This window comes from Pusillimonas sp. (genome assembly GCF_044464525.1).
Taxonomy (GTDB): domain Bacteria; phylum Pseudomonadota; class Gammaproteobacteria; order Burkholderiales; family Burkholderiaceae_B; genus Pusillimonas.
Genome location: NZ_JBIQLE010000028.1, coordinates 24,536 through 44,811, shown reverse-complemented (window position 1 = coordinate 44,811; position 20,276 = coordinate 24,536). Strand labels below are relative to the sequence as shown.

Sequence of the window (20,276 nt, the reverse complement as noted above, 5' to 3'; positions counted from 1 at the left end):
GGCCATGGATTCAAGATATGGAAACAGAGCGCCGCCGGCCGCGTCCGGAGCAAAGTCCACATGCAAGCCCCAGGCGGCCATCATCGCCTTGAGCTTGTCGTTCTCAAAATGGCGATCAAGAAAGTCTCGCGGTGACGACAGAATCAGCCGGATGAGGTCGTACACGCCGAGCGTTCCTTGCCGGCGCCACGCATTGAACAAAGTGCGCGCCGCCCCCCAAGACGGCATCGGAGACCCCAGCAAACCGAACAAATAAGGCGCGACGTCTCCGAATCGCGCCGCCATCTGGCTCCACGCCACAGCGTCCTTGGGCGACAACGCATGAATGGAGCTGACCGTTTCTTCCAGATCAAGGCCCACGCCCAACGAAGTATGGTCGCGAAACACAGAAGCAAAGCAATGTTCGGCCGGAACAAATTCCAGCCCATGGGCAGTAAGCTCGTCTTTATAACGCTTGCAAAACGCCGACCCCGCAAAGTTCGAGAGGTTCATGGCGCAAAGGTCGTGCCGATATCCCGGCAAAGTGAGCTCTTGCGTCTTGACGGCGCCGCCCGGTTCGGGGCGCGCTTCCACCACCAATACCTTGCGGCCCTGCGCAGCCAAATGCACCGCGGCAGCCAGGCCGTTATGCCCCGCCCCCACCACGATCACTTCATAGCTCATTCCGCCTCCATTCTGATTCATGTCTCTTTCCAAGGACTGAAAGGAATTCTAAGCGCAAAACGAGGAGCCGGCCCACAGTGACTCAAGAACGGTTAAACGGTTGCTCAGCTACGAGGCGGGATATCCAAACCCCTGGCCACGGCCGGACGCGCCGCAAAGGCCGCCAACACCCTGGCCAGGTTGGGGAAATCCTTAAACCCGACAATATCCCCGGCCTCATAGAACCCCACAAGATTACGCACCCAGGGCCAAGTGGCGATGTCGGCAATGGTGTACTCGTGGCCCATGATCCAGTCCCGTCCGTCAAGACGAGCTTCCAGGACCCCAAGCAAACGCCGCGACTCATCCACATAGCGGTCGCGCGGACGCTTGTCTTCAAACTCTTTGCCGGCAAACTTATGGAAAAAGCCCAACTGGCCAAACATGGGCCCGACACCCCCCATCTGGAACATCAGCCACTGAATCGTCTCGTAGCGAGCAGCAGGATCTTGCGGAATCAACTTACCGGTTTTATCGGCCAGGTAGATCAGGATCGCACCCGACTCGAACAAAGGCAGAGGCTTTCCACCCGGACCGTCCGGGTCGATGATGGCAGGAATCTTGTTGTTGGGGTTGAGCGACAAGAACTCCGGCGAAAGCTGGTCGTTGGTGCCGAAACTTACCAAATGCGCTTCGTAAGGCAGCCCGAGCTCTTCGAGCATGATCGACACCTTGACTCCATTCGGAGTGGGCAACGAATACAGCTGAATACGATCGGGGTGCTGTGCAGGCCATTTGCGGGTAATGGGGAAAGAAGACAAATTGGTCATGGACATCCTATTTTTCGCGTATCAGCTTGCTTGCCTGCGCCGACGCATGACTGAGCGCCGTCGGGGCTGACTGTTCGCCGCTGAGCGCGCGCTGCAAAGTAAGGTGGAACATGGCCCGTACCTTGGGGTAGTTCTTAACCTTGAACGAACTGGCCGTAACGGCCGGCTTCTGATTATAGACAGCCACCAAATTGCGCCACTCGCCCAGGTTCTTGTAGTAGCCGTCACCCGTGCTCGCGAAGGCTTGCTCGGTTAATGGCAAGAAGCCCGTTTGCTGATACCACTCGGCGGCGTTGTCTGACTGGGTCAGCCATGCCAGGAAGTCGGCCACGGCTTTTTCCTGCTCGGTGCTTTGCCCGTCGGTGACCCAAAGCGCCGCCCCGTCGACAAAAGGATTGCCTGGCGACTTGGTAACCTGGGGATAAAACGGCAGGCCCGTAACGCCGAAATCAAGCCCCCGCACGTCGCGGAACGCACCCAAGTTACCCGACTCGGACAACAAGACGGAACATTCGTTGTTGGCGAAGCGGGAGGTGGCGCTGCTGTCGAACTCGGGTTTGACCATGAGCTCGCTGCGTACCCAGCTTATCATCAACGACAAATGGCGCACATACACCGTGTCGAACGCGAACGAAGGCGCGCCCTTGCCCTTGCCATTATTGTTTGAAGTGAAAAACTGGTTGTTTACAGCCGCCAGGTTTTCCAGGTTGATCGACACCGGCTGGTCGCTGGTCGCCGGGCAGTTGCGGGTGGCCCGATTCGCCAGATCGACAAGCTGGGCTTGCAGCTCGCTCCATGCGCGGCTTGGCTTTTCAGGCTTGAGTCCCGCCTTCTGGAAAGCGGCGATGTTGTAGTACATCACCGGCACCTCAGCCATGTAAGGAAACGCCATCAAGCGCCCCTTGTCATCACGCGCAAAGCCGTTTTCCGGATGCACGAACCACTTGGCGTCCTTGATGGGGTGCTTGGCCAATAATGCATGCAGGGGCTTGACGCCGACATGGCCATCGTTTGGCTCGGGCGAGCGTCTGAACTCGAGCTGCACCAAATTGGGTCTGGCGCTTTTGGCTAAGCCGGCCAGTTTGTTTTCAAGTACCTCGGGGCTGTTGAACGACTCCAGCCTGACGGTTACGCCTTTACTTTGGCGATTGAACTGCTTGACGATTTTTTCAAACGCACCGCTATTGTGGGCATTGAGGGCGTGCCAGACCGTGATATCGGTTGCCGAGGCAATCGGCGACATGGCTGCCAGGGCTCCAGCCAGAGCCGTCCAGCCCAACGCCTTCGGCATGCGCAGGATACGGGTGCCGAAAAGACGAGCTACGTTCATATGTCTAACCTAAAAAAGGGAATTCGGGCTCCGGCTGCCTGCCGGAGATCAGGTCGGCCAATGCGCGGCCCGAACCCACACCCATGGTCCATCCTAGCGTGCCATGCCCCGTATTGAGATAAAGGTTGGGGATGCGTGTACGGCCAATCAGGGGGACGTTCGAGGGGGTGGACGGGCGAAGCCCCGACCAAAAACGAACATTATCAAAATCAAGCGCGGTTGGGAACAAAGCACGCGCCTGCTCGCGCATATTTTCGCAACGAGTTGTATTCAAGCCGCGTGAATAACCGCCCAGCTCGGCCACGCCCGCCATGCGCAACTGGCTTCCCAAACGAGAATACACGACTTTGTGGGCACTGTCCGTGAGACTGACCGTGGGCGCCGCCATCGCATCGATGACATCAAAAGTAGCCGAATACCCCTTGGCTGGATAAACCGGGCACGGAACTCCGAGCGGAATAACCAGATGCGGGGTCCAGCTTCCCAGTGCCGCCACGTAAGCATCTGCATGCAGCGTTTCGTAAAGGCCCTGCGAATTAACAAGCTCGACCGCCTGAACTTCTCCGCCCGCCGCCAACAAGCGGCTGACCTGAGTGGAAAACCGAAACTGCACACCCGCCTGCTCGGCCAGTCGCGCAAGCGCCGTTGTGAACATATAAACGTCGCCGGACTCATCCTCGGCCGTGTAGTCGCCGCCCACGATACTGGCTCGCGCCGACGCCAGCGCCGGTTCAATCGCCACCACTTCGTCGGCGGTAAGCACCCGGCGGTCGACGCCGAAGTCGCGCATCAGGTCGGCGGCGTCTTGGGAAAGATCGAATTCGTTCGGATCTTGATAGAAATTGAGTATGCCGCGCTCGAGATGCTGATATTCGATGCCTAGTTCGGCCCGCATGTGCTTGAGCGTGGCCAGACTATATTCCGACAAAGCCACCATGGCGCGTATATTGGGCGCCAGCCGCGAAGGCAGGCATTCGCGCAGGAAGGCCAGGCCCCAGGCCCACTGCCGCAGGTCCATGCGGGGACGAAACGAGATCGGCGCACTGTCGGAAAGCAGCCACTTGAGCATGCGCAGCGGCATGCGCGGATTGGCCCAGGGCTCGGAATACGACACCGAAATCTGTGCCCCGTTGGCGCGGCTCGTTTCCTGGGCGGGGCCGCTTTCGCGGTCGATTACGACCACCTCGTGTCCCGACTGAGCCAGCCACCAGGCCGTGGCCGTTCCGATGATTCCGCTTCCAAGTACCGCTACTTTCATGGCTTTTACCTTTTAAACATCAAGCCTTGGCCGCCAAGCCACCAAGCGCGCCGGCGCGTATGCCCCTGGGCCGGCCGGCGTAGCGCCCGTGGCATCGACAAACTCTAATGCACGTCTGCCAGCGAGGTGAACGCGTCGGCGAAAAATTCCTCGTCCGGCAGGCCGCAATGCTGCGCGAAATCCCGACGGGCGCTTTCCACCATGATCGGCGCACCACAGGCATATACCTGGTGCCCCGAAAGATCAGGCAAGTCTTGCATTACCGCCTGATGCACAAACCCCTCGCGCCCCGACCAGCCATCCTCGGGCAGCGCCTCGGACACCACCGGCACATAGCTGAAGCCAGGCAAAGCTTGCGTCCATTGCTGTGCAAGCTCGTGCATGTAAAGATCGTGCGGCCTGCGACCACCCCAATACAACACCGCAGGGCGGCTGTTGCCTTGGTCGATCATTTGTTCCACGATAGCCTTGATGGGCGCAAAACCCGTGCCGCTGGCCAGGAACACAATAGGCTTGTCGCTGTCTTCGCGCAAAAAGAACGACCCCAATGGGCCTTCGACACGCAATATCTCGCGCAGTTTCATCTGCGTATCGCCCGCGCCGAACACATGATCGGTAAACACGCCTCCGGGCATATGCCGCAGATGCAGTTCAACCAGGTTTTTCTCGTTCGGCGGACAAGCCATCGAATAACTGCGCCGGCTGCCGTCTTTCAGAATGAACTCAATATACTGACCCGCGTAATAGCGAAACGCGTCCGATGGCGGCAACTGCAATTGCATCACCTTCACATCGTGCGACAAATCTTCCAGCCCCATCACCCGCGCCGGCATCTTGCGAATCTGGATATCGCTGGCCATGCGAATTTCGTGCGCCTCGATAACCATGTCCGACCCGGGCTTGGCCTGGCAAAACAACGTATATCCGGCAGCCAACTCTTCAGGCGACAAAATCTGCTCGGGGCTCGCACCCGCGTCGTACTCGCCTTCAACCACCCTGCCCTTGCAGGTTGAGCACGCCCCAGTGCGGCAGCTGTAAGGCAGCACAATACCCGCCTCCATGGCCGCATCCAGCACTGATTGGCCCTGTGGAACCATAAACTCGTGCCCGCTGGGCAGAACCTTAACCTTGAAACTCATGCCACTCATTCATCCATATAACTGCGCAAGCCGCGAAATGTCGGCAGCATCGCGGCTTATGATTTCCAACTGATGCTCGTCATCAACGAAGAGCATCACGCGAAAACACGTTCGACCGATCAACGCAAAGCATCAATAAATCCCACGATCGCACCAAATTAAGAACGGGGGCAAGCCACCACATTTAATCCAAACCAGAAGAACTCCGCCAAAGCAGCAGCCGCCGCCATAAGCCGTTGTGTGCGGTGTCTTTAATTCCGGGCGTTGGAGGGCGCTGCCGCAATCCGCCCGACCGCCCGGAATTAAAGACACCGCGCACAACGGCGCTTAAGAACTCAAAAAAATCGCCACACAATCAAGGCCCACGAGCCTCAAAGAATTCAAAAAACTGCAACTTAACCAGAGCATCAGGCGCTTAAACACTCAAACAGGGGCACTTAAAAACCGAAACGAAGGCACTTAAGATCTCAAGCACAATCGCTCAAGAACACAAGCACAATCACCTATTTTAAGCCCGCCGCAGCACCGGCTTCTTAACCTTCACCGACAACGCCTTGCCCTTGCGCGCCCGCTTGCCCACATACCCCGCCAATTCATCCACACTCAAAAGCTGCTCAGTATGCTTATTACGATAGACGCCTTCCGCCACCATGCCTTCCGGCCCGAACGCCACCCACTGCGCGATTTCGTCCCCGGCATCAAGGCCCATCAGTACCGTACCGCGCCCACCGCCGGTCAACTTCTTCAGCTCGGCCAGCTCGATCACAAGGAAGCGTCCCTTGCCCGTGAGCATGCCCAGATAAGAATCATCACCCGCCAACGCCAACGGCTTGAGCAGCACATCGTCCTTTTCCAGATTCACGAACTGCTTGCCCGCCCGTTGACGGGTCGTCATGTCCTTCAGCGTCGTAATAAAGCCGTATCCCTGACGCGTGCCCAACACATAGCGCCGCTTCTCGTCGCCCGCCACCAGTTGCACAATGCGCGCCCCTGGCTCCAGGTCGACCATTGAAGTGACAGGTTGGCCGTCGCCACGCGCCGACGGCAAGCTGGACACAGCCACCGTATAGACCCGCCCCGTATTCGATATGGCCACCAGACTCTCGGTGCTGCGACACTCGATGGCGTCGTACATTGCATCGCCGGTCTTGAAACTGAACTGTGTGGCATCGTGCCCATGCCCCTGCCGAGACCGCAACCACCCCTTTTGCGAAATGATCACGGTAACAGGCTCATCGACGACGCGGTTTTCCAGCACCGCGCGCTCGGCCGCCTCGATAAGCGTGCGACGATCATCGCCATACTGTTTCGCGTCCGCTTCGATTTCCTTGATGATCATGCGCTTGAGCGAATTCGGGTTGTCCAGCAATTCTTGAAGCTTCTGCTGCCGGTCTTTGTGCTCGGCCAGTTCTTTCTCTATCTTGAAGCCCTCAAGTCGCGCCAACTGGCGCAAGCGCATTTCCAGAATGTCTTCAGCCTGCCTTTCAGACAAATCAAAACGCTGCATCAGCGCCGGGCGCGGCTCGTCGGATTCTCGAATCGTGTGTATCACCTCATCGACATTGAGGTACACCACCATGCGCCCTTCCAGCACGTGGATGCGATCGGTGACTTTCTCGAGGCGGAAGCGCGTGCGGCGCGTGACGGTTTCAGTGCGAAAGCCCAGCCACTCTGTAAGGATGCGGCGCAAGGGGCGCTGGGCGGGGCGCGCATCGGTGCCGATGCACACCAGGTTGATCGAGACACTGCCCTCCATGCTGGTCTGTGCCAGCAACAGGTTCACGAACTCGTCACGATCAACACGGCTGGTCTTGGGCTCGAACACCAGGCGCACCGCGTCCTCTCTGCCCGATTCATCGCGCACGGCGTCCAGCATGCCCAGCACCAGCGCCTTGGTCTGCTGCTGGTCGGCGCTTAGGCTCTTCTTGCCTGCCTTCACCTTGGGGTTGGTGCGATCTTCGATTTCCTCAAGGATTTTCTGCGCAGACGTGCCCGGCGGCAGCTCGTAGACCACCAACTGCCACTGGCCGCGAGCCAGCTCCTCGAAGCGCCAGCGCGCTCGCGCCTTGATCGAGCCCCGACCGTTCTGGTAGATGTGGGCGATGTCTTCAGGCGAGGAAATGATCTGCCCCCCGCCCGCAAAATCGGGGCCCGGCACCAGTTCGTGCAAGCTTTCCTCGGGCAGCTTGGGGTTTTTAAGCAAGGCCACGCACGCCTGCGCCACCTCGCGCAGGTTGTGCGACGGAATCTCGGTGGCCATGCCCACGGCAATGCCCGAGGCCCCGTTCAGCAGCATGACCGGCAGGCGCGCGGGCAGCAGCAGCGGCTCTTGCTGGCTGCCGTCGTAATTGGGAATGAACTCGACCGTGCCCTCGTTAAGCTCATCAAGCAATACGCGCGAAAAAGGCGTAAGCCGGGCCTCGGTGTAACGCATGGCGGCTGCGTTGTCGCCGTCGCGCGAGCCGAAGTTGCCCTGGCCGTCGATCAACGGGTAGCGCAGGGAAAAGTCTTGTGCCATGCGCACCATGGCATCGTAAGCCGCCTGATCGCCGTGGGGATGATATTTACCCAGCACGTCGCCGACCACGCGTGCCGACTTGACCGGCTTGGCGCCCGGCCCCAGGCCCATCGCGTCCATGGCGTACAAGATGCGCCGTTGCACCGGCTTTTGGCCGTCAGTCACATCGGGAAGAGCGCGCCCGCGCACCACTGATACTGCGTAGTCAAGGTAAGCCTGCTCGGCGTAATAGCCAAGGACCAGGCTTTCGCCGTCGTCGTCGCTGTCGAATAAACCGGTTTGTGTGGTGTCCATGTTGCTCTCTTAAATATCGACGTCGGCCAGATTGCCCTTTTCCTCGAGCCAGCTTCGTCGCTGGCCCGCTTCGCCCTTGCCCATCAGCATGTCGAACATGCGGATGGTGGCTTCCACGCCCAGCTCACCGCAGCGCACGGCCATCAGGCGGCGGGTGTCTGGGTTCATGGTGGTGTCCCAAAGCTGTTCAGCGCTCATTTCGCCCAGACCCTTGAAGCGGCTGATACTCCAGGAGCCTTCCCGCACGTTTTCTTTGCGAAGCTTATCCAGCACGGCCTCGAGCTCACCTTGATCTAGGCAATACAGCTTGCGCGCCGGGCGCTTGCCCAATGCGGGTACGTCCACGCGGAACAGGGGCGGCCGTGCGATGTAGACGTTGCCCGCCTCGACCAGCCGGGGAAAATGCCGGAAGAACAAGGTCAGCAACAAAACCTGGATGTGCGAACCATCGACGTCGGCGTCGGACAAGATGCAGATACGGCCATAGCGCAGATTGGATAGATCGACCTGGTCGCCCGGCCCATGCGGGTCGACCCCGATGGCCACTGAAATGTCGTGGATTTCATTGTTGGCGAACAGGCGGTCGCGCTCGACCTCCCATGAGTTAAGCACCTTGCCGCGCAATGGCAGTACCGCCTGGAATTCTTTGTCGCGGCCCATCTTGGCCGAGCCGCCCGCTGAATCGCCCTCGACCAGGAACAGCTCGGTGCGCGAAGAATCTGATGACTCGCAATCGGTGAGTTTGCCGGGCAACACCGCCACACCCGAGCTTTTGCGTTTTTCGACCTTCTGTGCTGATCGCGCCCGCGCTTGAGCCTGGCGGATGGCAGTTTCCGCCAGCTTTTTCCCCAGATCGACATTGGCATGCATGGCCAGCTCGAGCGCGTTTTTGACGTAGCCGCTTACCAGGCGAACCGCATCGCGGCTGTTGAGGCGTTCTTTGATCTGGCCCTGGAACTGCGGATCGAGCACCTTGGCCGACAACACGAAACTGGCGCGCGCAAAAACGTCTTCGGACAGCAGCTTTACCCCTTTGGGGATAAGGCCGTGCAGCTCGGCAAACGATTTCACGGCGTTGAACAGGCCTTCTCGCAGACCCGCTTCATGAGTACCACCAGCCGGCGTGGAAATCAGGTTGACGTAAGACTCGCGCACCACGTTGCCGTCGGTCGTCCAGGCCACGGCCCAATGCGCGCCCTCGCCTTCGGAATAGTTTTCGTCGTCATCACCGGCGTACTGGCTCCCCTCGAACAGCGGCACGATCTTTTCGGCGTCCGCCAACGCTTCGTTGAGATAGCCTTTAAGACCATCTTCGTACTGCCATTGCTGGGCCTGGCCGGTCTTTTCATTGATCAATACAACCTTGATGCCGCCCAACAGCACCGCCTTGCTACGCAGCGAGTGAATTAGCTCGGCGGACGGAACGACAGCGCTATCGAAATACTTCGGGTCGGGCCACACACGCACACGGGTGCCGGTCTTGCGCCGCCCGACCGTATCGGTTTGCACAAGAGGCTGCAATACGTGGCCATCTCCGAACACAAGCTGATGCTCTTTGCCGTCGCGCCACACGGTCACCTCGAGCCGCGTGGACAACGCATTGGTGACCGATACGCCCACCCCGTGCAAGCCGCCCGAGAACGCATAGGCCCCGCCGCTTTTCTTGTCGAATTTTCCGCCCGCGTGCAGACGGGTGAAAACGATTTCGACCACCGGTGCGTGTTCATCAGGATGCAAGCCCACTGGAATGCCGCGCCCGTCGTCCTCGACCGATATGCTGCTATCGGCATGCAAGGTGACTTTGATCTGTTTGCCATACCCCGCCAGGGCCTCATCGGCGGCGTTGTCGATGACTTCTTGCAATATGTGCAAGGGGTTGTCGGTGCGCGTGTACATGCCAGGCCGCTGACGCACCGGCTCCAGGCCCTTCAACACCCTGATGGAGGCTTCGTCGTATCGTGTGGTAGCCAAGTTGTCCCCAAAAATTCGGTGGATGAAAAAACAGTATTTTACGGATAAGGCGGCGTGCGGCGTCAACTGCGCCCAAAGCGCGGATGCGCGCAAGGCTGTCGCGTCATTCCCCACGGACTCCGGCAACTCCGGAAACAGACCCCATGCGCCTGAAGAATGTACACCGCCTGCCTGTACACCGCCCGCCCGGGAGTGGTATGCTTAGAAAAATCGTAAAAAAACCGGCGCTCCAATCAATAAAACCTTATGGCGCTCGGGTTTGCAGGCGTGTTTATTTATGTGCGCCCGTTTTTTTTCAGCATTCTTCAGCATCCACATCCATCCATCCTTATTTTCACTATGAGCGAATTAATACGAAACGTAAGCGACGCCAGCTTCGACGCCGAGGTATTGCAAGCCGACGGTCCGGTTCTGGTCGACTACTGGGCCGCTTGGTGCGGCCCATGCAAAATGATCGCGCCTTTGCTTGACGAAGCCGCCAAGCAGTACGAAGGCCGTGTTACCATTGCAAAACTCAACGTCGACGAAAATCCCGACACCGCTGCTCGGTTCGGCGTTCGCGGCATCCCCACCCTTATGTTGTTCAAAGACGGCAAAGCCGCCGCAACCAAGGTAGGGGCGCTGTCCAAATCCCAGTTGGCCGCCTTCCTCGACGAATCCGTTTAATCGTATTCAATACCTTGCGCGCGGGCTCGTCTTGAGCCCGCCACCCACTTTGCACGAATCCCCTTCTTTTCTCTCATGCACCTCACAGAACTAAAAGCGCTGCACGTTTCGCAGTTGCTCGAAATGGCCGCGAGTCTGGACATCGACAACGCGAGCCGACTGCGCAAGCAGGAAATCATGTTCGCCATCATGAAGAAGCGAGCCAAACAAGGCGAGCAAATCTTCGGCGATGGCGTCCTTGAAGTCCTGCCGGACGGCTTCGGCTTCCTGCGCTCGCCCGACACGTCGTATCTGGCCAGCACCGACGATATTTACATCTCCCCCTCTCAGATACGCCGTTTCAACCTGCATACCGGTGACTCCATCGAAGGCGAGGTGCGTGTACCCAAAGACGGCGAGCGCTATTTTGCGCTGGTCAAGGTGGACAAGGTCAACGGCATGCAGCCCGAGGCCATCAAGCACCGCATCATGTTCGAGAACCTGACCCCTTTGCATCCCGATAAGGTCATGACGCTCGAACGCGACATCAAAAGCGAAGAGAACATCACCGGCCGCATCCTGGATATCTTCGCGCCATTCGGCAAAGGACAGCGCGCACTGATCGTCGCCAGCCCCAAATCAGGCAAGACGGTAATGATGCAGCACATTGCTCATGCCATTGCCACCAATTACCCCGATGCGACCATGATCGTGCTGCTGGTCGACGAGCGCCCAGAGGAAGTCACCGAGATGCAACGCACCGTGCGCGGCGAAGTCGTGGCCTCCACTTTCGACGAACCCGCGACCCGCCACGTGCAGGTGGCCGAAATGGTCATCGAAAAAGCCAAGCGCCTGGTCGAGCTCAAGAAAGATGTGGTGATCCTGCTCGATTCCATCACCCGCCTGGCTCGCGCCTACAACACTGTGGTGCCCGCTTCAGGCAAGGTGCTTACCGGCGGCGTAGACGCCAACGCACTGCAACGGCCCAAGCGCTTCTTCGGCGCGGCGCGCAACATCGAAGAAGGCGGCTCGCTAACCATTATCGGCACCGCTCTTATCGAGACGGGCAGCCGTATGGACGAAGTCATCTACGAAGAGTTCAAGGGCACAGGCAACTCCGAGGTGCACCTCGAGCGCCGCCTGGCTGAGAAGCGCATTTACCCAGCCATCAATCTCAACAAATCCGGCACTCGCCGCGAAGAGCTCCTCATCAAGCCTGAATTGCTGCAAAAGGTCTGGGTGCTGCGCAAGTTCATCCACGACATGGATGACGTCGCCGCCATGGAATTCATTCTCGACAAAATCCGCGCCACCAAGACCAATGCCGAGTTCTTCGAGATGATGAAAAAATAATCACAGCGAACATTCGATAACTCTGCCGGCCCCAGCGGTTCGGCTGCGTACCACGAGTACCTTCTTGATGACACTACCAACACTGAATCAGTTTCTAGACCAGGTCCAGGCCCGTGATCCACATCAACCGGAATTCATGCAGGCCGTCAAAGAAGTCATGGGCTGTTTGTGGCCCTACATCGAGCAAAACCCGCGCTACGCCGAAATGGGATTGCTCGCACGCTTGGTAGAGCCCGAACGGGTGATTCAGTTTCGCGTCTCATGGGTCGACGACAACGGAAAGGTGCAAGTCAATCGTGCCTTCCGCGTCCAGCACAGCTCGGCCATCGGCCCCTTCAAGGGCGGCATGCGCTTCCATCCGTCGGTCAACCTTTCCATCCTCAAGTTTCTGGCCTTCGAGCAAACCTTCAAGAACGCTCTGACCACGCTGCCCATGGGCGGCGGCAAGGGCGGTTCCGATTTCGACCCCAAGGGCAAGTCCGACGCCGAGGTCATGCGTTTTTGCCAGGCCCTGATGCTCGAGCTTTACCGTCATCTGGGCCCCAATACCGACGTGCCCGCGGGTGACATCGGCGTGGGTAGCCGCGAGGTCGGCTTCATGGCCGGCATGATGAAAAAACTCTCCAATTCATCAGCCAGCGTGTTTACCGGCAAGGGCGTCACATTTGGCGGCAGCCTGATCCGCCCCGAAGCCACGGGCTACGGCACGGTGTATTTCGCCGAAGAAATGCTCAAGCACATGCGCCAATCACTCGATGGCCTGACTGTCTCTGTCTCCGGCTCGGGCAACGTGGCTCAATACGCCATCGAGAAATGCATGCAGATGGGCGCCAAGGTGCTCACCGTATCCGATTCGCACGGCTGCGTGGTCGACAAGACGGGCTTTACGCCGGCCAAGCTGGCAGCGCTTATCGAACTGAAGAACACACGCCGCGAGCGCCTGGAAACCTATGCGCAGGAACAAGGCCTCGTTTACGAGGCCGGCAAACGACCTTGGCACGTACCGGTCGACGTCGCCCTTCCCTGCGCCACCCAAAACGAACTCGATCTCGAAGACGCGCAGGTCCTTATCAAGAACGGCGTGCGCTGCGTGGCCGAGGGCGCCAATATGCCTACCAGCCTCGACGCCGCCCATGCCTTCATTGAAGCCGGCGTGCTGTATGCGCCGGGCAAAGCCAGCAACGCCGGCGGGGTCGCCGTGTCGGGCCTTGAAATGAGCCAGAACACGTTGCGCCTGAACTGGACCCGCGAAGAAGTTGAAAGCCGCCTGCACTCCATCATGCGCGACATTCACGAAAGCTGCGTACACTACAGCGGCCAAAAACCCGGAGAACGGGTCAACTATCTGAATGGCGCCAACATTGCCGGCTTCGTAAAGGTGGCTGACGCCATGCTTCAGCAAGGCGTGTACTAGACTCATACCGGCCTTGCCGAAATTGGCGGCGTGCTTCGGCACGGCCGCCGATTTTCATTTTTAGCGCCGGCCCGCCGGCTTCGCACACGACGCCGCTTCAGCGCATTGCGCCAGCGGCCGCGCCAACAGAGCCGCTCAATTCGTCTGCCTCATGCAGGCCGTTGCGCGCTTCGTCGCTCAAGGTAATGTCGCCGCCCTCAATTCGTTCAACGTTCGGCGCCTCTTGTGCCGATGCTGCGGGAGCTGCCACTTCGCGCAGTTGCGGCGTGTTCAGATCGCCCCCCACGTCGTAATGCACAGTCATGGCCTTGGATAAAGGCTTGCTGAGCAACCACTGGGTGACGAAGGCTCCCAGGCCCACGATGGGGTTGATGGCAATGCCTGCCGCCACAGCGCCGCCGCTGACGTCGAGCTTAGGCACCACCATGGCCTGAAAATCTATCTTTTCTGTGGTCAGGTCGACATCGCCTCCGATGCTGATGGTCGCCACGGGGCTGACCACCTGATAATCGTTGGTCGTGAGGACACCGTCGTGAATATGCAATGTGCCGGCAAGGCGATCAAAAGGAAAGCCTTCCTTGAAGATGGAAGCGGGATCAAAACTTAAAGTTGCCAACCGCCGGATGGACTGCATGGATAGCAATTCAAGCAGGCGAGCCGAGCGCGAATTGACCGTGCTGAATCGCCCTTGCGCCAGTTCGAGCCGTAGCTGCCCGTTAAGATCGGAACGCTTGAAGCGCCAAGGCATATTGCGCCACTCGAAACGCCCTTTGAGCGTGCCGTGCCCCTTCTGCATGAACTCCTCGAGCTCAATCTGTTCCAGGAAAGCGCCAAGATCAATGAAACTGGCTTCAGCGTCGAGCGTCAGGCCCCGCTCGGGCCCGGTCAGCCGCCAAATGCCCGAGCCATGCAGCGAAGCCGACGGATTAACCAGGCTAAGCTCGTTCAGGCGCCAAAAGCGGCCCCGTTGCTCATTGACCCCCTCAACCTCAAGTTTGCCCACAGAGCGCCCGTACAGGCGAAGGTTGTCCACCTTGAGGCTAACGGCAGGAACATCGACCTCACCCGCCCAAGAGTCTTCCTCCTGCGCTGTTCGCGCCGATGCGTCTGACGCTTCGGCGCCGGGGCCGGTTTCCTTCTTCTCGGAAGTTTCCGCGCCCAAGGCCAGGCGATCAAAATGAGCATCGACCCGGCCTGTGGAATGGGCATCGGCCTCGTGCCAATACACCGTGCCTGCGGTTCGAGCGGAAGCTATGTCGAAACGCCATTGCAAAGGGCGCTCGTGCTGCGCCGTCACGGTTGCGGTGTCCAGCTCTAGGCCGTAAAGCTGCATGACGTCGGCTTGCAGCCGTACCCTCTGCGTTTCGGGAAAGAGCTCGCGTTCGACTGATTCGCCGGCCGCCCCGGCGGAAGGGACGCCGAATTCATCCACGGCGGCTTCCCACTCGTTGACGTCGATGCGAGAGTGCTGCATGTCGATGACAATGCCGGCAGCCGGTAGTGTTTGCGGCAAGGTGGTACCCACTGCGCCCGAAACGAAGTATGGGCCGTTTCCAACGCCCTCGCGGCGCAGGAACCAGGCTTTCAATTGTGGGCCCAGTCCTACTTTCAGGTACATCTGACCCGCGGATGGGGCGGGCGTCCACTGTATCTCGAGCTTGCGCCGCGTGCCAGACGGTTTCCCCGCCGGCTCCGGCAAATCAATGGCAAGGTCGTGCAGATCGCTTTGCGCGGTCATGGCATAGCGGCCCGAGTTTTGACGTCGCAGCGAGGCCTGATAGGCGAACGACCCATCCAGCCGATTCATGCCCTGTACTGCGACATACTCACCAAGCGCCTCGGCGGTGATCCGACCCGTCATCTCGAGCCCTTTTCGCCCGCCTCCTATGCCTCCGTTGAACGCAGCCGGGCCGCCCAGAAGCCGCGCCTGGAGCCGGTCGGCGCTGAAACCCGTTTCCGTAAACTCAAGCTTTCCGCTTACCTGCTCGAAGGGCGGCGCCTGAGGGTCCAACGACACCATTCCACCCTTGAAGTTGACCGCGCCCTTAACCTGGGTGTCATCAACGTTCAGCAATGGTATCGTCAATCGCAACGGCACATCCCAATCGCCATCTGCCGTTGCCGGGTCGAGAAAGCCGTCAAGCAGGCGCTGCAAGGGCGAGTTATGTGCCAGCGCAAGATAAGCCTGAGCAGGCGCGCGAGTCATTCCGTCGATGCCAAGCACAGAATCTTGTTCAATGTTGGGAATGCGAGCCACGATGTCGCGCAACTGAATGACATGACCGTTTGCCGGAAACACCACGGCTTCATCCGCAGCAATGCGTAAGTCGACCCGATCCAGCAGGACGTGACCGCTTACTTGGCGCAACGCAGGCCAGCTCTCCTCTGGGGTGGGGCCAGGCGCATAGTCAATAACCCCATCGCGAAACCTGCCTTCGATACGGAAGGCGCCCGAGCCATCGCCAAACGGAAAATGCTCCAGGTCGCCCCGAAGCACCGCCTTGGCATTTTCTATTTCGCCGTCCAGCAGGCCCTTGGCGAGCCATTGACGCGCATCCAGGTTGACGCTGGTGGGCATGTATAAATCGATGCCGTCCAAGGTCGCGCGACGAAATACCCCCCGGATGTCCGCCAGACCGGCCGCACCGGAACCGCCCTCTCGCCACATTCCTTGCCATTGCAGATCCATGTCGTCATTGACCACATGGGTATTGTCGAAATGCGCCGCCAACCCCCCGGTGGCTTGGCGCAGCACGTTGCCCTGCATGGTTATGTGGTTGAATTGCAAGCCGTGTTCAAAAACCCCCGGGGTATGCAGCGCAAGGCCGCGGGCGTCAATCCAGAAGCGCACCGGCGGCCCATCTTCAGCCCCGTGAATGGGCGCCTCGGGTTCGCGCGAAGGCATTTCGCCAGCCTGTTGCATGGCGGACGGCGCAACAAGCGACTCGAAAGCCTTGAGGGCGCCCGCGTAGGCCGGCCACGAGCCGTCAATAAACAATTCGACTCCTTCGCCTGCTACCTCGCCCTCATCGCCCAGCAGCCAGCGTCCCTGCTCGACCAGCACATGGGCGGCCACCCGCTGGGGCTCGGCTTCAGAAAACCCAAGCCACCATTGCGCCGAGACATCGCCCGCTCGCATGTGGCCCGGAATATCCATCCACGGCCGCCAATGGACGGGGGACATGCCATCCACGTTCACATAAAGCATGCCTTCCCAAGCCAGCGGATCGGAACGCTCAAGCTGGGCGTTGGCATAGTTGAAATCGCCCCGCATCTCGAAGCGGCGCCCCAGTTGCGCAGGCGGCGTGGCGCTTAACACCATGTGATGGCCTTCAGCATCCGAAACAAGCCCGAGCGTTACCGCCTCCAGCCGCAGGACGCTGCCATCGCGGGTGTCATCGCGCCAGCTTATCGCCGCGTCGCGCAAAGCGATGCGCGGTTGATTGACCAGCCACTGCACCAAAGGATGATCCAATGCGAACTCGACGCTATCGTCGGCATCCTGGGCCTCAATATTGCGGCCCAACACCCATATTCTTTGCTGCGCGTCCCGCCTGGCTTCGATATCCAGGCCTTTCGCCTCGATGTAGGAGAAACGTGGCAGGCCGCTGAGCAAGCCCTGCCAACTAAGCGTGGCGCGAATGCCGGGCAGCCGCAGTGCCTGGCTGCCGTGCTCGTCGACAACAACCACATCGTTGAGCTGGAAATGCGGGTGCCAGCCTTTCCAGCCGGCTTCGATACGCCCCAGGGTGATGGGGGTATCCAGCGCTTTGGAAAGCTCGGCCTGGATGCGAGGACGCCAATGGTCGATATTCGGCGTGATGCCGTATCGAACTACGAGAAACAGCGCCCCGGCAAACAGGTACAGTACCAGGGCCATATAGCCCAGTACACGAAGGAGCGCAGAAATTCGAAACACGTGTCAGGTAGCCAGTACAGAGGAATATGCAGTATCTTTTCAGACTTATACCTGAAAGTCGAGCAATCGTCGCATCAACCCCGCAATCCATGACTACCCCTCCCCAATTATTATTCCAGGCCTTGAAATGGTCCGGCGCACTGCGCCGCAAGACCGGCTCGAACGAGACATTTTTCCTGTGGCTGGAGCAAGCCTGCAAAAACGCCGTAAACAGCTCTGTGATCCAGGCCTGGTTCGACGAATTGCGCGGCGACCTGCCGGCCGGGCCAGCCCTTTGCAGCACCGAGGCGCGCCGGATACTGCGCCGGCTGCGAGAGCGCGTCTTCTACACCCTGATGGTGCGAGACATAAACGGCAAGGCTTCCCTGTCCGAGGTGACAGACGCCACCAGCGCCCTGGCCGACCTGGCCATCGCCCAAGCCTACCAAAGCGTGGCCACCGAACTGGCTGAAGTGCACGGCACGCCGCTAGACCCGGACACCGGCCTGCCCCAGGAAATGTTGATCATCAGCATGGGCAAGCTGGGCGGCAAAGAGCTCAATGTGTCGTCTGACATCGACCTTGTCATGCTGTACGGCGAAGAAGGCGAAACCACCGGCCGGCGCAAGATCAGCCACCACGAGTTCTATGGCAAGGCCGCACAACGCATGATGCCCGTGCTTTCCGAGCCCGATGCCGACGGCCAGGTTTTCCGCACCGATTTACGCCTGCGGCCCGACGGCGACTCGGGGCCCCTGGCATGGAGCCTGGACGCCCTGGAGCATTACTTGGTGGCACAGGGCCGGGAATGGGAACGCTACGCGTGGTTGAAAGCCCGGCCCATTGCGGCCAGCGCCTTCGAAGGCAGCAATCTTCGCGCACAATTATCCCAGCTCGAAGCGCTGCGGGTCCCCTTCGTCTATCGAAAATACTTTGACTTCGACGCACTGTCGGCACTGCGCCAACTGCGTGAACGCATCCGCCAAGATTGGCAGCGCCGCGCACAGGCACGCACCGGTGTGGACGCTACCCACAACATCAAGCTGGGCGATGGGGGAATCCGCGAGATTGAGTTCATCGTACAGCTGAACCAGTTGATACGAGGCGGTCGCATGCCCTCATTGCAAAAACGCGGCCTTCTGCCTGCATTGAAACGCCAGAAAGCCGCCGGCGTCATACCTGAAGCAATCGCCGACCAGTTGCGCGAGGCCTACCAGTTCCTGCGCCGTACCGAGCACATGCTGCAATACCGCGAAGACGAGCAAACACATCTTCTGCCTTTCGATCCGGCCCTGCGCGAGCAACTGGCGCACGCCATGGGCATGGAGCCCGAACAATTTGAAGCCCGGCTTGCCCAGCACCGGGAATTCGTCAACCAGACCTTTCGCAACGCATTCAGGCTGGCAGGCATGGGCGAGGCCGACGAGGATGCTTCCACCGGCCCTGCATCAGAGGGCAACCTGAGCGACCACGTCCAGGATCAACTGGGCGATCAAGCCGGCACGCTCAACCAACGCATCGACACCCTGCTGGGCACGCATCGCATACGCAGCCTTCCGGCCAACAGCCGCAAGCGGCTTGATGCGTTGCTTCCGGCCCTGATCAACGCCGCCGCCAATACACCCGACCCGGAGCAGACCGCCATCCGGTTGCTCGACCTGATCGAACACATCGCCCAGCGCAGCGCCTACCTGGCCTTGCTGGCCGAATACCCTGAAATCCTGGCGCGGGTGTCGCGCATTGTGGGCGCCAGCCCCTGGGCCGCTCAGTACCTGTGCCAGTACCCCCTGCTATTGGATAGCCTGATCGAATGGCATTCGCTGATGTCGCCGCTTGACCTGACTACCTACGCGCAGCAACTGCACGACGAACTGGATGCAACCGTGTTGCCGGACGGCAAACCCGATGTCGAGCAGCAGATGAACCTGATGCGCGACATTCAACGCCAGATCAGTTTTCAGCTGCTGGCCCAGGACCTGGCCGGCGTGCTTACAGTCGAACAGCTTGCCGACCAGCTTTCGGGGCTGGCCGACATGCTGCTGGAGGAAACCCTGCATCGCGTCTGGCCGCTTGTCCAGCCCAGGGGCGCGCCTGTGGCCGACGCGCTGCCGGCCCCCCGGTTCGCCATCATTGCCTACGGCAAGCTTGGCGGCAAAGAACTGGGCTACGCTTCCGACCTTGATCTGGTCTTCCTGTACGATGATCCACGCGACGACGCCCCCGAAGTTTATGCCAAGCTCGGCCGCCGTATGACCTCCTGGCTTTCCACCATGACCTCTTCGGGCCGGCTCTACGACGTCGACCTGCGCCTGCGCCCTGACGGGGACGCAGGCATGCTGGCCGTGTCCCTGGACGCTTTCTTGCAATACCAGTCGAAGCACGCCTGGCCATGGGAGCACCAGGCCATTACCCGCGCCCGCTACGCAGCCGGCGACACAACGGTGGGAGAACGCTTCGAGGCCGTTCGCCGCGACATCCTGCTGACCGAACGCGACCCCGCAAAATTGCAGCAAGACGTGCGTGACATGCGGGAGAAAATCAGCGCCGGCCACCCCAACAGCTCCCAAGACTTCGACCTGAAGCACGATCGGGGCGGCATGGTGGACGTCGAGTTCGTCACGCAGTATCTTGTCCTGGCCCACGCCCGCCAATATCCGGTCCTGGTCGAAAACCTGGGCAACATCACTTTGCTTAAGCTTGCGGGCGAACACGGCCTGATTCCTCAGCAACTGGCCACCGAGGTGTCCGACGCCTACCGCGTCTTTCGCCGAATGCAGCATTCACTGCGCCTGCAAGGCGCCGAGAAGGCCCGGGTATCGCCCAGTCTGCTCGCCTCCGAGCGCGCCTGTGTGCGGCTGTTGTGGAGCACGGTCATCGGAGAATAAGCCCGCATGCAGCGGCCTTCGCCGCATACCGCACCCTGTCGAAACTGGCAGGCATTACAATCAACAGGCCCTGAAGCGCTTTGACTTCAACGAAACCCA

General features: G+C 59.8%; 12 protein-coding genes. 4 read left to right on the top strand and 8 right to left on the bottom strand.

Annotated elements, in window-relative coordinates; all coding sequences use genetic code 11:
• From ACIY1O_RS14075 to ACIY1O_RS14045, 7 genes are all read right to left on the bottom strand, one after another.
• Positions 1-684, bottom strand: a 684-nt coding sequence (locus ACIY1O_RS14075; RefSeq protein WP_397475730.1) for a phytoene desaturase family protein, incomplete at its 3' end; no start/stop codon positions are given.
• An 83-nt stretch (positions 685-767) separates the two neighbouring features.
• Positions 768-1,472, bottom strand: coding sequence for a glutathione S-transferase N-terminal domain-containing protein (locus tag ACIY1O_RS14070; protein WP_397475729.1), 705 nt, complete (start codon positions 1,470-1,472; stop codon positions 768-770).
• A gap of 7 nt (positions 1,473-1,479) precedes the next feature.
• Positions 1,480-2,802: an extracellular solute-binding protein gene (locus ACIY1O_RS14065; protein ID WP_397475728.1), complete on the bottom strand. Its 1,323-nt coding sequence runs from the start codon at positions 2,800-2,802 to the stop codon at positions 1,480-1,482.
• Between the two features lie 4 nt (positions 2,803-2,806).
• Positions 2,807-4,060, bottom strand: a complete 1,254-nt coding sequence (locus ACIY1O_RS14060; RefSeq protein ID WP_397475727.1) for a D-amino acid dehydrogenase — start codon at positions 4,058-4,060, stop codon at positions 2,807-2,809.
• Positions 4,061-4,164: 104 nt separating this feature from the next.
• Positions 4,165-5,199: a CDP-6-deoxy-delta-3,4-glucoseen reductase gene (locus ACIY1O_RS14055; protein WP_397475726.1), complete on the bottom strand. Its 1,035-nt coding sequence runs from the start codon at positions 5,197-5,199 to the stop codon at positions 4,165-4,167.
• 508 nt (positions 5,200-5,707) lie between these two features.
• Positions 5,708-8,011, bottom strand: coding sequence for a DNA topoisomerase IV subunit A (gene parC / locus ACIY1O_RS14050; protein ID WP_397475725.1), 2,304 nt, complete (start codon positions 8,009-8,011; stop codon positions 5,708-5,710).
• Positions 8,012-8,020: 9 nt separating this feature from the next.
• Complete coding sequence (locus tag ACIY1O_RS14045) at positions 8,021-9,982, bottom strand: DNA topoisomerase IV subunit B (RefSeq protein WP_397475724.1); 1,962 nt, start codon at positions 9,980-9,982, stop codon at positions 8,021-8,023.
• Positions 9,983-10,321: 339 nt separating this feature from the next.
• On the opposite strand from ACIY1O_RS14045, the gene trxA reads away from it, so the two are divergent.
• The 3 genes from trxA (at position 10,322) to gdhA (ending at position 13,394) form a co-directional block, all read left to right on the top strand.
• Positions 10,322-10,648 (top strand): thioredoxin TrxA, encoded by a 327-nt coding sequence (gene trxA, locus ACIY1O_RS14040; protein WP_397475723.1) that lies wholly within the window; start codon positions 10,322-10,324, stop codon positions 10,646-10,648.
• A gap of 75 nt (positions 10,649-10,723) precedes the next feature.
• Positions 10,724-11,980, top strand: a complete 1,257-nt coding sequence (rho, locus tag ACIY1O_RS14035) for a transcription termination factor Rho (RefSeq protein ID WP_397475722.1) — start codon at positions 10,724-10,726, stop codon at positions 11,978-11,980.
• Positions 11,981-12,047: 67 nt separating this feature from the next.
• On the top strand, positions 12,048-13,394 hold the full coding sequence (gdhA, locus tag ACIY1O_RS14030; protein ID WP_397475721.1) for an NADP-specific glutamate dehydrogenase: 1,347 nt from the start codon (positions 12,048-12,050) through the stop codon (positions 13,392-13,394).
• Between the two features lie 97 nt (positions 13,395-13,491).
• On the opposite strand, the gene ACIY1O_RS14025 is transcribed toward gdhA, so the two are convergent.
• On the bottom strand, positions 13,492-17,313 hold the full coding sequence (locus ACIY1O_RS14025; RefSeq protein ID WP_397475720.1) for a YhdP family protein: 3,822 nt from the start codon (positions 17,311-17,313) through the stop codon (positions 13,492-13,494).
• Positions 17,314-17,402: 89 nt separating this feature from the next.
• On the opposite strand from ACIY1O_RS14025, the gene glnE reads away from it, so the two are divergent.
• Positions 17,403-20,177, top strand: coding sequence for a bifunctional [glutamate--ammonia ligase]-adenylyl-L-tyrosine phosphorylase/[glutamate--ammonia-ligase] adenylyltransferase (gene glnE / locus ACIY1O_RS14020; protein WP_397475719.1), 2,775 nt, complete (start codon positions 17,403-17,405; stop codon positions 20,175-20,177).
• Positions 20,178-20,276 lie beyond the last annotated feature (99 nt).